The sequence below is a fragment of the Marinibaculum pumilum genome (assembly GCF_042646425.1).
Lineage (GTDB): Bacteria > Pseudomonadota > Alphaproteobacteria > Ferrovibrionales > Ferrovibrionaceae > Marinibaculum > Marinibaculum pumilum.
Window position 1 is genome coordinate 849,874 of the sequence record NZ_JBHRTR010000028.1, and the last position, 14,490, is coordinate 864,363.

General features: G+C 69.8%; 8 protein-coding genes. 1 reads left to right on the plus strand and 7 read right to left on the minus strand.

The window, feature by feature from the left end:
• Nucleotides 1-140 precede the first annotated feature (140 nt).
• From ACFOGJ_RS16620 to ACFOGJ_RS16630, 3 genes are all read right to left on the minus strand, one after another.
• Nucleotides 141-1,604, minus strand: coding sequence for a sensor histidine kinase (locus ACFOGJ_RS16620; protein ID WP_379902389.1), 1,464 nt, complete (start codon nt 1,602-1,604; stop codon nt 141-143).
• A gap of 12 nt (nt 1,605-1,616) precedes the next feature.
• Nucleotides 1,617-2,078 (minus strand): YHS domain-containing (seleno)protein, encoded by a 462-nt coding sequence (locus ACFOGJ_RS16625; RefSeq protein WP_379902391.1) that lies wholly within the window; start codon nt 2,076-2,078, stop codon nt 1,617-1,619.
• A 176-nt stretch (nt 2,079-2,254) separates the two neighbouring features.
• On the minus strand, nt 2,255-2,770 hold the full coding sequence (locus ACFOGJ_RS16630; protein WP_379902393.1) for a GFA family protein: 516 nt from the start codon (nt 2,768-2,770) through the stop codon (nt 2,255-2,257).
• Between the two features lie 88 nt (nt 2,771-2,858).
• Between ACFOGJ_RS16630 and ACFOGJ_RS16635 the strand changes: the two genes are divergently transcribed.
• Nucleotides 2,859-3,812, plus strand: coding sequence for an MBL fold metallo-hydrolase (locus ACFOGJ_RS16635; RefSeq protein ID WP_379902395.1), 954 nt, complete (start codon nt 2,859-2,861; stop codon nt 3,810-3,812).
• A gap of 31 nt (nt 3,813-3,843) precedes the next feature.
• Here the strand turns inward: ACFOGJ_RS16635 and ACFOGJ_RS16640 are convergent, their stop codons facing one another.
• The 4 genes from ACFOGJ_RS16640 to ACFOGJ_RS16655 all read right to left on the minus strand — a co-directional run bounded on the left by ACFOGJ_RS16640 (nt 3,844) and on the right by ACFOGJ_RS16655 (nt 14,425).
• Nucleotides 3,844-5,229: an ATP-binding response regulator gene (locus ACFOGJ_RS16640; RefSeq protein WP_379902397.1), complete on the minus strand. Its 1,386-nt coding sequence runs from the start codon at nt 5,227-5,229 to the stop codon at nt 3,844-3,846.
• On the minus strand, nt 5,223-8,363 hold the full coding sequence (locus ACFOGJ_RS16645) for an ATP-binding protein (RefSeq protein ID WP_379902399.1): 3,141 nt from the start codon (nt 8,361-8,363) through the stop codon (nt 5,223-5,225). The genes ACFOGJ_RS16640 and ACFOGJ_RS16645 overlap by 7 nt, the downstream gene beginning before the upstream one ends.
• A gap of 122 nt (nt 8,364-8,485) precedes the next feature.
• Complete coding sequence (locus ACFOGJ_RS16650; RefSeq protein ID WP_379902401.1) at nt 8,486-9,595, minus strand: TRAP transporter substrate-binding protein; 1,110 nt, start codon at nt 9,593-9,595, stop codon at nt 8,486-8,488.
• Between the two features lie 285 nt (nt 9,596-9,880).
• Nucleotides 9,881-14,425 carry an autotransporter domain-containing protein gene (locus tag ACFOGJ_RS16655; RefSeq protein ID WP_379902403.1) on the minus strand — a complete coding sequence of 1,515 codons (4,545 nt, stop codon included), beginning with the start codon at nt 14,423-14,425 and terminating at the stop codon, nt 9,881-9,883.
• Nucleotides 14,426-14,490 lie beyond the last annotated feature (65 nt).

Genomic DNA, 14,490 nt, shown 5'->3' on the forward strand with positions numbered 1-14,490 from the left:
TTTCCTCCATGCGGGCCGCGATCTCGATTGCGGCAGAGCATGGTCAAAACGCCTGCCGGCCGCAATACGCTGTCACCGGCAAGAAACGATGTCGGGAACCGCCGGCGCCCGGCCGGTCAGGATGAGGCCGCGGCAGGCCGTCACGCCGGGCCGGCGGCGGGCAGGGTGACCGTCACCGTCGTGCCCAGGCCGGGATGGCTGTCCATGTGCAGGCTGCCGCCGTTGATGGCGACCAATGCCCGGGTGATGGCGAGCCCCAGGCCGGTCCCCTTGTGGGCCCGGGTCGCCGCCTGCGCCACCTGGTAGAAGGGCTCCATCACTCTCTCCTGCTCCTCCGGCGCGATGCCGATGCCGGTATCGCTCACCGACAGGGCGATCAGGCCCTCTTCCGACCGGCCGGCCCGCAGGGTGACCGTGCCGTCCTGCGGGCTGAACTTCGCAGCATTGGAGAGCAGGTTCAGAAGCACCTGCAGCAGGTGGTCGGAATCGCAGCGGACCTGCGGCAGGCCGGCCTCCAGCTGCAGGTCCAGCGACAGCCCGGCCTCGTCCATCTGCGGCGCCATGAACATCCGGCAGCGGCGGAACAGGTCGGCGATGTCGATGGCGGACGGCCGCGCCACCACCGTCCCGGCCTCCACCCGGGAGATGTCCAGGATGTCGGAGATCAGCCTGTTCAGGAGGCTGCCGGAGGCGTGGATATGCTCCAGATAGTCGCGGTAGCGGGGATTCTCTATCGGGCCCAGCACACCTTCCTTCATCGCCTCCGAATAGCCGATGATGGAATTCAGCGGGGTGCGCAGCTCGTGGCTCATGTTGGCGAGGAAGTGGCTCTTGGCATTGCTCGAATCCTCTGCCGCGTCGCGCGCGATCCGCAGTTCCGCCTCGACCTCCTCCTGCCGTCGCCGCATGACGTTATAGGCCTGGATCACGCGGGCGATCTCGTCCCGGCCGGTGACGGGCACCGGCCTGTGGCTGCCGCCCGTTTCCGCATCCCGGATCGCAGCCAGGAGTCGTTCCAGTGGGCGGCCGACGACCTGCCGGTGTGCGAGTTGCACCAGCGCCAGGACGATCGCCAGCAGGATCACGGCGGTCAGTGCATGGTTGTAGAAGTCGCGCCGGCTCTCCGTCAGGATCCGGCCGTCGGAGGCGGCGAGCCTGAGTTCGCCGACGGTGCGGAACCCCGTCGCCGTGACCCGGTTGATGCTGTGCCGGCGGACTAGCGGCCCATTGCCGTCATAGCCACTGCCGAAGGCATCCAGCACCGCGCCGTCTGCGCCGGTCACGGCAATCCCGACGATGTCGGGATCGGCGACGATCATCGCGACCAGCAGCCTGACGGCAGAGCTGTCGTCCTGTCCGATCGCCTCGCTCAGCAGGATCGACTGGCTGGCGGAGATCCGGTCCAGGCGCTGCATCAGCCCGTCATGGGCTTCCCGGTATTGCAGATGTTCCTGCAACGCCACCACGGCGATATAGCAGACGGCCGTCAGCGGCAGGATCCGCGCAAGCATCCGCGCATTGGCGGAACGGGCCAGGCGCGCGCGCAAGCGCGCGATGAAGCCATGCGCCGGGACGCCGGCGCCTTGGGCCGCAGTGTCTGCCATGTCCCGGGCCGGTCAATTGCCCAGCTGGGCCGCGGGGACCTGTTCGATCTCCGGCCAGATGCGGTCCGCGATGGCGATGTTCCGCGGCACCTCGCGCAGCCACACGGCGCGGATGCCCTGGTCCAGCTCCAGGTAGAGGCGGCCGTCGACGATCTTCCACGCGATGGGTTTCGTGTCGAACTTCCTGCCCATCGCGACGCCATAGGCGCAGAAGCCGCCATAGGCGGGCAGGTGGCGCGCCGGCTCGGCGGCGAAGGCCGCCGCGTTGGCGGCGCTGGCGAAGCGGTAGAGGATTCCGTCATGCGTGACCTGGTGGGCGCGGCGGCCCTCGACAGGTGCGTCCTCGCTCAAATAGGCGACCAGGTCGTAGCCATGTGCGCCGACCCCGTCGGCGTCGACATTGACGTCCGGGCGCGCGAGCGCGAGCGAGGTGCCCGCCAGCAGCAGGGCGGCCACAAGGGCGATGATCTTCATCGTGAAACCCGTCTGGTGTGTCGACTGCAATGCGGCGTCTCGCTGTCCCGGACTGTCTTGGCCGGGTCGCGCGGCAACGTATCCCGTGGCCGGCGGCGATGCCGGACCTGCCGGCGCGTGGACGCTATCCGGTGAGGTTGGCGGTCAAAGCTTAAGGAAGGCTGAGCGGATGATGCTCAGCCGTCCTCGTCGACCGCGTCCGGCTGGAACCGCGGACCGATCCGGACATCGGCGCCATAGGCCGCCTGCCAGGCGGCGACCAGGTCGGCGCTGTCCTCGCTGCGCTCCGCCGGCAGGCCGTCATGCACCGCCAGGCTGGCCTGGCGGCCCTCTATGCCGTAGTGGCGGACGGGCCGCACCCGGCCGGGCGCATCCAGGCAACCGACGCTGACATCGATGCTGTCCTGCGCATGCAGGCGGAAGGTGAGCGGCGAACCGCAATCGGGGCAGAAGCCGCGCTCGGCAATGCGGGAGGAGGCGAAGACCTGCGGCGGCGCCGTCAGCCAGGCGAAATCCGCCAGCGGTACCGTCAGGAACAGCCAGGCCGGGTTGCCGGTGGCCTTGCGGCACATGCTGCAATGGCACCACTTCGCCGCCAGGTCGGGGCTGCGCAGCCGGAAGCGGCAGCGGCCGCAGAGGCAGCCTCCGGTCAGGATGATCCCGCTGTCGATTCCCATCGCCTTGTCAGCCATTGCCTGCATCCTCCTGGCCGTGGACGGCTTTCCCGCCTATATAGTTGCGCCAGTAACTTTCATCCGTGCGTCCCGAGGGAGGGAGACCATGGCCAAGGCCTTCGCATCCGCCGCCGATCTGGAAGAAAAGACCGTCACCTTTGCCGAGCTCGGTTCCGGCGTCTACGCCTATACCGCAGAGGGCGATCCGAACACCGGCGTGGTGGTCGGCGATGACGGTGTCCTGGTGGCCGACACCCAGGCCACGCCGGTGATGGCGCAGGACGTCATCCGCCGGGTGCGCGAGGTGACGGACAAGCCGTTCCACCACGTGCTGCTGACCCACTACCACGCGGTCCGGGTGTTGGGCGCCAGCGCCTATGGCGCCCCCAACGTGATCGCCAGCCGCAACACCATGGAGATGGTGGCCGAGCGCGGCCAGCAGGACTACGACTCGGAAGTCGGCCGCTTCCCGCGCCTGTTCCAGTCGGTGGAGAGCATTCCCGGCCTGACCTGGCCGACCCTGGGCTTCGACGAGCGGCTGACCCTGTATATGGGGCGCGACCGGGTCGTGGAGATCATGCATGTCGGCAAGGGCCATACCCAGGGCGACACCATCGCCTGGCTGCCGAAGGAGAAGATCCTGTTCTCCGGCGACCTGGTGGAGTACGGCGCCACCCCCTATTGCGGCGATTCCCACCTGACCGACTGGCCGCAGACCCTGGAGAAGCTGAAGGAACTGGGGCCGGAGAAGCTGGTCCCCGGCCGCGGCGATGCGCTGATGACGAAGGCCGACTGCCTGGACGCGATCGAGGGCACGAAGGCCTATGTCACCGCCCTGTTCCAGACCGTGAAGGGCTGCGTCGACAAGGGCATGTCCCTGAAGGAGACCTGGGACCACACCTACCCGGAACTCGAGAAGAAGTACCACAACTGGGTGATCTTCGAGCATTGCATGCCGTTCAACGTCTCCCGCGCCTATGACGAGGCGAAGGGCCATGTCCGCCCGCAGATCTGGACGGCGGAGCGCGACAAGGAGATGTGGGCGAACCTGAACGACTGACCCCGAGGGCGGGGCCGCCGCGCCGCGCGGGTCAGGCGGCCGGCGGCGGTCGGACCGACCGCTCCGGTGGAAACCAGGTCGTGACCGTGGTGCCCTGGCCGGGCGTGCTGTCGAGCGTGAAGGTGCCGCCGTGCAGCTCGACCAGGCCCCGGGTCAGGGGCAGGCCGAGGCCGGTGCCGGCATGCCGCCTGCCCAGCGGGCTGTCGATCTGGCCGAACTGTTCCAACGCCTTGGCCATCTCGCCCGGCTTCATGCCGATCCCGGTATCCGCCACCTGGATCACGATGCCGCCGTCCCGCAGCTGCGCCGACAGCCGCACCCGCCCGCCCTCCGGCGTGAACTTCGCGGCATTCGACAGGATGTTGAGCAGGATCTGCCGCAGCCGCTGCGGATCGGCGCGCAGGCGGGGCAGGTCTGGCTCTGCCTCGACCTCGAGGGCGACCCCGCCCTTCTCTGCCAGCGGGGCGATGATCCGGGCGCATTCCGATGCCACCTCGGACAGCTCCAGCACCTCGTCCTGCAGCGGCAGCTGGCCGGCATCCAGCCGGGACAGGTCGAGAATGTCGTTGATCAGGCCCAGCAGGTGCCGGCCGCTGTCGGCGATGGTGCCGGCATAGTCGCGGTAGCGCGGCGAACCGAGCGGCCCCAGCATCTCCTGTTCCAGCATCTCCGCATAGCCGATGACGGCATTGAGCGGGGTGCGCAGCTCATGGCTCAGCCCGGTGAAGAAGCGGGACTTCGCCTGGCTTGCCGCGGCTGCCGCATCCAGCGCCTCGGTCAGCTGCGCATTACTGGCAGCGAGGTCCTGCAGCGCCCGGTCGAGATGACGGGTGCGCAGTTCGACCTGCAGCTCGAGGGTGTCCAGACGCTCCCGGGCCTCGCGGCGAAGCTGCCACTTCCGTGCCAATGCGGCTGCGAGCTGCTGGACCTCGATCATCTCGAACGGCTTGCGCAGAAGCAGGAACCGGTCGGTATGGCCCAGCCGCGCGGTGATCTCCTGCAGGCCGAAATCGCTGTAGGCGGTGCAGATTACAACCTCGATCTCCGGATCGATGCGCCACAGTTCCTCGATCGTGGTCAGGCCGTCCCAGCCGCCGGGCATCCGCATGTCCACGAAGGCCACGGCATAGCGCCGGTCCTGCTGCAGCGCGGAGCCGGCGCGCCTGCAGGCCAGTTCGCCGTCCCGCACGGTATCGATATCGAAACGTGGCGGCGGCTCCGGTTCCGGACGTTCGGCTTCGGCATTGGCGTCGGTCTGGAACAGCATCGCTTCCAGCGCGTCGAGATCGCCGCGCGAACCCGGCCTTTCGGCAAGAATCTGGCGGAAGTTCTCCAGGATACCGGCATTGTCGTCGACGGCCAGGATGCGGGCGCGGGCCTCGTCGAGATTGCCGGTGGGGGCCGGGACGGTCAGCATCCTGCGGCTCCTGCCAGGGGGGGAGGTGGAGCGGACGGTCCGCTGCTTCCATCATCCCCCAGATCCGCGACGCTGGTCGCGTCCGGCAGTTCCAGGGTGAAGCTGGCGCCCATGCCCGCCCCCGCGCTGCGGCAGGTCAGGCGGCCCCCCAGTTCGCGCGCGAAGTTGGCGCTGGAATGCAGGCCCAGGCCATGGCCGCTCGACTTGGTGGTGAAGCCCTGGTTGAAGATCTGCGGCAGCCGGTCCGGCTCGATGCCTACGCCGTTGTCCCGCACCTCCAGCCACACCTTTTCGTCTGCGGCCCAGCAGCGCACGCGCATCACCCTTTCCTCTTCGGGCAGGTCGTGCATCGCGTGGCAGGCGTTCTGCATCAGGTTCAGCAGGATCTGCAGGATCTTGTGGACGTCGGAGAAGATCGCGGGCGAAGCGACATAGTCCCGTTCCACCGACACGCCATGCTCGTCGATCATCCTCTGGCTCAGCCGCAGGGCGGTGTCCATCAACTCGTCCGCGGGCACGACCTCCTGCGTCATGACCCGCTTGGTCAGGGCCTGCTGTGTCGTCAGAATGCCGACCGCATGCACGATGCGCTCGTTCAGGACGGCGAACTCCGCGGTCAGGGTGCCATGCTCCCGCCGCAGCTCGGCATGAAGCGCGGCGAGGTAGGCGGGCAGCACGCGGCCTCGCTCGTCCTCGGTCAGGAAGCTCTGCAGGTCCGCGGCATTCCCCTTCAGCAGGTCCGCCACCCTGCCGAGCTTCGGCAGGGCGGAGCTGCGGAGCGTCTCCTCGATCAGCGAGGCGGCGATGGTGACGCCGTTCAGCAGATTGCCGAGATTGTGCAGGATGCCGATCGCGACCGCCGACATGCCGGCCTGCCGGGAGCGCTGCCGCAGCTCTGCCTGTGCCTGGGCCATGCGCAGCGCCGCCCGCACGCGCGCCCTCAGCTCCGCCGGCACGAACGGCTTGGCGATATAGTCGTCCGCCCCCTGCTCCAGTCCCGAAGCGCTCGCCTCGCTGCCGCCGCGGGCGGTCAGCAGGATCACCGGTATATGCGCCAGGTTCGGCGCCGCGCGGATCCGGCCGGCAAGCGCCAGCCCGTCCAGCCGCGGCATCATGATGTCCGAAAGCACAACGTCCACCGGCTGCCGCTGCAGCAGCTCCCAGGCTGCGAGTCCGTCGACCGCGGTCAGCACCGTGCAGCTGTCGCGCAGCAGATCCGCGACATAGGCGCGGAGGTCGGCATTGTCCTCGGCGACCAGTACCCGTGGCCGCCCCGGGATCGCCTGCCCCATCGTTCCCCCGGCCGGGTGTTGCGGCTCCGCCTGGGGCGGCTCGTGAACCGGCATCGGGCCGGAGCGGATATCCGCGGCCAGACCTGCAATCAGGCTCTCGCGCTGCTGCAGCGCCTCGCCGCCCGTCGCCGGCGCACCGGTCTGTCCGGCGGGCCTTTCGCCGCCGGCCGGGTTGCGCCGCGGCAGATGCACCGAGAACCGCGCCCCGGAGCCGGCGATGCTTTCGACGCCGACGCTGCCCCCCATCAGCTCGGCGAACTGCTTGACCAGCGCCAGGCCGATGCCGGTGCCGCCGTACTGGCGGGTCGGGGATGGATCGAGCTGCTGGAAGCGCTGAAACAGCAGCTGCACCTTGTCCGGCGGGATGCCTGGACCGGTGTCGCTGACGGCGATCTCGAAGCTCTCCTCGCCGAGCGGCGAGGCCTCCACCCGGACCGTACCGCCCGAGGGGGTGAATTTCAGCGCATTGCTGATCAGGTTCAGGAGGATCTTCTCCAGATGCCGGCGGTCCAGTGACAGCGAATGCAGTGCCGGATCGATCCTGCAGGACAGGTCGATATCCTTGCCGCGTGCCACGGCGGCTGCATCGTCGCAGAGGGCGGGAACGAGCGCGGTCAGGTCCACCTCCTCCCAGCGGATCTCGGTCTTGCCGGCCTCCGCCTTGGAGAAGTCGAGGGTGTCGTTGACCCGGTTGAGCAGCAGTGCCGCGTTGCGCTTCATCCGCTCCATCTGCGGGCGCCAGTCGGCGGGCGGCCGGTCCTGGCCGAGCAGCTGCTCCAGCGGTGCCAGGATCAGGGTCAGCGGCGTGCGCAGCTCATGGCTGACATTGGCCAGGAAGGCGCTCTTGGCTTCGCTGGCCCGCTCTGCCTCCAGCCGCGCCGCCTGTGCCTCGGCATTCGCGGCGCGCAGCTGCGACTGCAGCTTCTCGCGCCGGCGCAGGCCGCCGGCCAGAAGCGCCGCGGCGACGGCCAGGGCCGCGAGGATGCCGCCGGTCACCACTGCCTGCAGCGCGAAGCCGCGGCGAAAGCCGGCCAATGCCTGCGCCCGCGGCATGCCGACACTGACCAGCAGCCCGTCGCCGAAGCCGTCGACCGTGGCATAGCCCGCGATCCGCGCGCTGCCGTCGAACGGGTCAGGCGCGTGGAAGGTGCCGGCCGGGGATTGCGACAGTCGGCTCACGAACGGCTCGGCCCCGGCGGTGCTGCGGCCCAGCCGGTCGGCTGCATCTGGGGCGTGGGCCAGCACCACGCCATCGCCGGAGAGCAGGGTCGCGGTCACGCCGGGGCCGAGATCGAGCGCCCGGTAGACCCTGGCGAAAGCCTCGGGGTCGAGCATCCCGACGGCGACGCCGGCAAAGCTGCCATCCAGGTCTTCCAGCCGCCAGGAAACGCCGATCTGCCAGGCGTCCGGGCCTGCGCCGGCGGCGGGAACACGCTGCGGTGCGCTGATATAGAGCGCTTCGGGAGAGGTGGATCGCGGGACCTGGAAAAGGTCTTCGCGGGCGATGCTGTCATGTTGCGGGTCGATATCCGCCGAGGATGCGACCCGCTCGCCATGCAGGTCGAACCAGCCGATTTCGCGCAGGATCGGCGCCCCGCTCTGCAGGGTCTTGAGATGGATATAGATCGAGGCCTGGCTGCGGTAGATCCCGCGGGCCACATCCTGGCGCAGGCGGCCCACCGCCTGTAGGGTCACCTCGATGCCGTCGAAGGTGCGCGCCGCATGCTCGGCCAGAAGGAAGGCCGCATTGCGGGTGTCGCGTTCGGCGCGGGCGATCGCCCGGTCATAGCTCTGCCATTGCGAGTAGACGAACAGGGCCAGGATCGCCGCGCCGACCGCCACCGCAGCACCGGCGACCTGGCGGCTCGGCGTGCCGGCAAGGCCGGCCCGGACCGGGCGCCCGGCGGACGGAAGGCGGGGGGCGGCCGTACCGGTTTCGTCCCCGTGTCCTGCCGGGATCCTGGTCATTTCAGATAGGCGTGGTCATGCCAGATGGCATAGTCCCGCCGGAACGCCATGTAGGAATCGTAGACCCGGCGGAAGGTCGGGTTGCGGCGGGCCTCCTCCTCCGCCACCTCGTTCCAGGCGCTCTCCATCGCGGCGATGATCTCCGGCGGCCAGCGGCGGATCTGCACCCCGGCGGCCTGCATCTCGCGCATCGCCCGCCACTGCGCGGCCTCGCCGGCGGCGATGGTGTGCCGGATCATGTCGCCGCAGGCGAGTTCGACGATCGCCTTCTGCGGGTCCGGCAGCGCCGCCCAGACGGCGGAATTGATGTAGAGGTCGAAGAAAGTCGCCTGCTGGTGCCAGCCCGGGAAATAGTAGTACCGGGCGGTGCCCTGGAAGCCGAGATCCTGGTCCATCTGCGGCAGCGAGAACTCGGCGGCGTCGATCTCGTCGCGCTGCAGGGCGGCCAGCACGTCGCCGGGCGGCAGCTGCAATGTGGTCACGCCCAGCCGCTCCATCACCTTCGCACCCAGGCCGAAGAACCGCATGCGCAGGCCGCGCAGGTCCTGGATCGTCGCGATCTCCTTGCGGAACCAGCCGGAGGCCTCGGGCGGGATCACGGCGCAGGGAATGTTGTGGATGTTGTGCCGGGCGAACATCTCCCGCGCCATGTCCAGCCCGCCGCCGTGGTACATCCAGGCCAGGTACTCGCCCATGCCCGGCCCGAAGGGCATGGCGGAGAACATGTTGAAGGCGCTGTCGACGGTGTTGAACCAGCCGGCGCCGCCCCAGCCGGCGTCGATCGCGCCGCTGGACACCGCCTCCAGCGTTTCGGCCGCCGGCACCAGGCTGCCCGGCTCGTGGAATTCCAGCAGCAGCTGCCCGGCGGTGGCGCGGGAGATCCTGTCCGCCAGTTCCTGCGCGCCCGTCCCGATCAGCTTCATGTCGCCCGGAAAGGTACTGGCGAATGTCAGGCGGGTCGGCGGCGGCTCGGCCAGCGCCGGCCGGATCGTCCAGGCGAAGCCAAGCAGCAGGATCGCCGCAACGCATGCAGGGACGGGCGAGCGGCCGCGGCGGGCCGCGGTAGCGGTCTTGCGCGACGGGGACGCCGCAGGTTTCTCGATCATTGCAGAACCCCCGGATTGCTGGGCGGCCAGTGGCGCCGGGCATGCTCCTCCTGATAATCCCCTGCGATTGACAAATAGTTACGCAAGTCTTTGACCCGTGCCGGTGGGGTGCAAGGCCGCAACCGGCTTCCAGACAGGTTCGCCGAAAGTCCGACAACCGCGCCTTGTCCTCGCCGGATGCGGAGTGGAGAAGCGCTGCATAGACGGGGAAATGCAGGCCGCGCTCGACGACTGCCCCCGGCCGGACCGCCGGCCGACCTACGGCTGCCGGTCCGGGGGGCGCTTTCAGAAGGCGTAGCGCAGGCCCAGGGTCACCGTATGGTCCCGCTCCCGCGCGGCGGCCTGCAGTTCGTAGTCGGCGAACAGCTGCAGGCCGCTGGCGGCGCCGGCCAGGCCCTGGCCGGTCAGGTTGATCCCCAGCACCGCCGCGTCGCGCCCGGGTTCCGCGGCGGTCACGGTGAAGGGCGCGCCCGGTGCGCCGGCCAGGGTGGCGCTGACCTGCGGATCCTCGCCGACCAGGTCGTGGGTCCAGGCGCCGCGCAGTTCCGGCCGCAGCGCGAATGACCCATCCAGGTCGAAACGGGTGGCGGCGCGCGCGCCCAGCCAGGACTTCACCACATTGCCGCTGCTGGACTGCACCTCCAGGTTGGCCGCGCCGGCACCGCTCTCGGTGAAGCCGGAGCGGTCCAGCCGGTACCAGTCCAGGCCGGCCTGCGGGGTCAGGGTGAAGCGGCCGGCCGACAGGTCGCGGCCGACCCTTGCTGTCACCGCGATGTCGTTGCTGGTGGGGCCGGCGGTGGCGGTCCGGCTCAGGCCGCCGAAGCTGAGGCTGCGGCTGGTGCGCCAGTCGGTGCGGGCATAGGCGGCGGTCAGGTCCAGGTCGACCGGCCCCAGATCCGCGGCGCCATAGATGCCAACCTGATAGGTATCGCCGTCCGTGTCCGCGGTCACCTGCTTGGCGGAAAGGTCGCTGCGCAGATAGGCGAGCGACAGTCCGACCACGAAGCGGCCGTCGATCACCCGGTCGATACCGATCTGCAGGCCGCCCAGGTCCGTGTCATAGCCTGTGCCGTTGCCGTCGGAAGAGACATGGCCGCGATGGCCGATGGCCCGCGCCCAGGCCGAGCTTGCGCGCGCGGCGGCCGGGCCGGGCGCATCCCCTGCGGCCAGGCCCGTCCCGCTCTGGGCGGCCAGCGCGGCACCGGTCCCGGTCAGCCCTGCCTCGTCGCTGTCGCCGAGCGACAGGGCGGTCACCGCGCCGGCGGCCTGCGCGTTGCCCGAGCGCAGCCGGGCGAGCCGCCCCTGCATGCCGCGGGCGAGCAGGCCCGACATGTTGGCCGAGGCCGTCGTCATGTCGCCCAGCGACTGGCCGGACAGCTGGGTCAGGGCGTTCTGCGCCGGCGCACCGCCGGCGGTCTGGTCCAGCGCGGTGAAGACCTGGTCCAGGTCGCCCTGGGCGGTCAGGGCATAGCTGCTGTTCAGGGCGGTGCCCACCGACACCTGGTTGGCGTTCGCTGCCGGGGCGGCGAAGTTGCGCACGAAGCTCGTCTGCAGGCTGGTCCCGGTATTGACGAAATCGGCCTCCAGGAAGGGCGACAGGCCGATCACCTCATCGAAGGCGCCGGTCACCCGTGTGGCGGTGATCAGGCTGAAGCTCTGGCCGCCCAGCTTCGTCCCGTCGGGCACGTCGAGTTCCAGGCTGCCGTCCAGGCTGGCCGTGCCGTTGACGATCAGCTGGTCGGCCGAACTCTGGTCGATCTCCATCGACAGCAGGCTGTTGTCGGTCATCAGGAAATCGCCGTTGACGGTCAGGGTGCCGATCGAGGCGCCGGGCGCCACGGTGCCGGCATTGCTGACCGTGCCCGTGATGCTGCCAGTGCCGCCCAGGGTGGCCCCGGCGCCGACCGCGACATTGCCGGTCAGGCTGCCGTCGACCTGAAGCAGGCCGGCGGCAATCGTGGCGCCGCCGCTATTGGCCGCATTGCCCGTCAGGCGCAGGGTCGAGGCACCGGTCTTGGTGAAGGTGCCGGCACCGGACAGGGTGCCGCTGAGGGTCGTCAGGCCCAGGGTGTTGATGGTGCCGCCGCCGGCATTGACGGTGATCGCACGCGCCGAGGCGAAGGGGGCGGTCGTCAGGAGGGTGCCGCCGTTGAACACCAGACCGCCGGAAGAGGCGCCCAGGGCCGCGTCGTCGCTGACGCTGATCGTGCCGCCGTCCAGGTAGGTGCCGCCGGAATAGCTGGCGGCGCCGCTGAGGGTGAGGGTGCCGGAGCCCGATTTGCGCAGCAGCCGGGCGGCGCCGGTCGAGCCGTCGGTGAGGATCGACGCCGAGGGCGCGGAGTCGTTGTCCGCCATGCCGAAGCGGAGTTCCGCGACCTGGGTCGGGAACAGGGTCGTGCTGGCGTCATAGAGGGCGAAGGCACCGCGGCCCAGGGTGCCGATCAGCAGGACGTCGTCGGCGTCGGCATATTCCAGGCTCCAGATCGGCGCGTTCGGCAGTGTGCCGTTGATCGCCGACCAGGCGGTGCTGGCCCAGGTGCCGGTGCTGTCGTCCAGCACGGCATAGAGGTTGGAACCGCCGTCGACCGGCGCGGCTGCGCTGAAGCCGCCGGCCAGCAGGGCGCGGACGCCGTTGGCATCGACCACTTCCAGGGATCGCGGATCGCGAAAACTGTCCGGCAGTCCGTCGGCCATGTCCGACGGCGAGCAGCTCGCCCCGCCGACCGGGCAGTTCGCCGCGGTGAAGCGGTAGATCGAATTGTCGCTGGCGGCGAAGAACTGGTTGTCGACGCCGGGGTCGAGCTCCACCGCCTTCACCGCCTCGATCGACTGGGTCAGCGGCAGGCGGATCAGCCGGTCGTCGGGATCGGTGGCATCGGCGATGTAGTAGAGGCCGCCGGAGGAATCCGGGTCGATGCGGTCGCCATAGGTGCCGATCAGCAGGGTGTTGGTGCCGGCGGCCGTCGTCGTGCCGAAGTCCATCGCCGCCGCGACGCCGGAAAAGGTGACGCCGCTCTCCGAGGTCAGGGTGCGGTAGTCGTCGCTCTCCAGGACGCCGACATAGGCGTCCAGCTGAGGCACATATTCGCCCGGATCGTTCGGATCGTCGGTGAAGACGTAGACACCGGTCGTGCCGACAGCGATCCGCGTGGGATCGCTCCGGTTGAGGGTGATCGGCGAGTCGAAGGGAATCGACCGGCTGTTGTCGATCGTGATCCCGTCCAGGTCGATCAGGGTGGTGACACCCACCTGCGCATTGCCGCTGTCGAAGATCTGCCGGCGGATGTCGGTGTCGAGATTGCCGCTGCCCAGCGACTGCGTGGTGGAATAGACGATCGCCTGCCCGGCGGCGGCCTTGGTCAGGCCGTTGACGGCGACATTGACGCCGTCGCCCAGGTCGTTGATGCCGCTCCAGACCGCATTGCCCGGGCTGTCCTGCAGGAAGACGCCATTGTCCTGGGCGGCGCCGGCCGCCGTATGGCTGATCGGGTTCCAGGCGACCCGGTAGAATTCCGCGGTGCCGAACCCCCGGTCCAGGGAATACCAGGCGGCGGTCTCGGTCGGGCTGTCGGTGGCGTAGACGCCGCCATCGGTGCCGACGATCATCCGGCCCGCCGCATCGAAGACGATGCTGCGATAGTCCACATGCGGCTGCCCCAGCTGGGCGGAGATTCCGGAGACCCAGGTGATTTCGCCCGTCGCCGGGTCGCGGGTGCCGCGCCAGAAGCTGTCCGGGTCGCCGGCGGCATAGAGGATGTCCGGATCGTCGGGATTGACCGCGATCGCCATGTGCGGGTCGGCCTGGTTGGTGCTGGCGAACTGCTCCGGGATGTCGATTTCCGTCCAGGTGCCGGTGGCCGGGTCCCGGCGCAGGCCCAGCGAGATCCGCTCGCCGCGGCCGCCCGGGATCGCGATCAGGGCATAGGCTGCGCCGTCCGGCCCGACGGTCACCCGGGTATTGGCGGCCTGGTGGACGATGCCGGACAGGGTGCTTTCGGGCAGAGTGTCGGTCTCGCGGGTCCAGGTCGCGCCGGCGTCGGTGGAGCGGTAGATGCCGTTCAGCGTGCCGCCGTTGTTCACGCCGGCATAGACGGTGCTGCTGGTCACCGGGTCGACCGCCAGGGAGGAGACGGGCGCCACCCGGGCCAGGGGCTTGGACGGGTCGGTGCGTGCCGTTTCCAGGTCGACGCCGACCGGGGCGAAGCTGCCGCCCTCGGTCCGCCGGAAAAGCCCGCCGGTCGCCGAATAGGCGGTACCGTCGGTGGTCTGGTAGACGCCGCCGGCCAGCACGGTGGAGCCGGAGAAGACGACCGACGAGATGCCGGTCTCCTGGGCGGCGGACAGCCCCAGCTCCTGCAGCGGGATGCCGCTCCAGCTGGCGCCGCCGTCGCGCGTTTCCAGCAGGCCGGTCAGCGCGCCGCCCTGGCCGCCCGCGGTGCTGAAGCGGCCGATGCCGGCGACCAGGTGATCGGGGTCCGAGCCATTCATGGCAAGGCCGCCGATGGACAGCGATGACTGGCGGTCGGTGAGCGGGGTCCAGCTGTTGCCGCCGGTATCGGAGCGCCAGATGCCGCCATTGGCGGCGCCGGCATAGAGGATCGTGGAATCGGTGGGATGCGGCACGACGATCCGTGCCGCGCCTGCGGATTCCGTCCAGCCTTGCGACGCCCGGGTCTCAGCGCTGGTGGAGAAGGGGGCCGGCCCCAGCTCCTGGAAACTCTGGGCCCGCGCGGTCCCGGTCCCGGCGGCGCCCTGGCCCAGGCCGGCCAGCATGAAGGCGGCACAAGCCGCCGCCGATGCCCGCCGGACGGGCCGAATCCGAAATGTCATCCTGTTGCCCCCCTGGCGCACGGTCGAGAAAGATGCCGGCGGGGGGCCGTTCAGCGTTCGGCCAC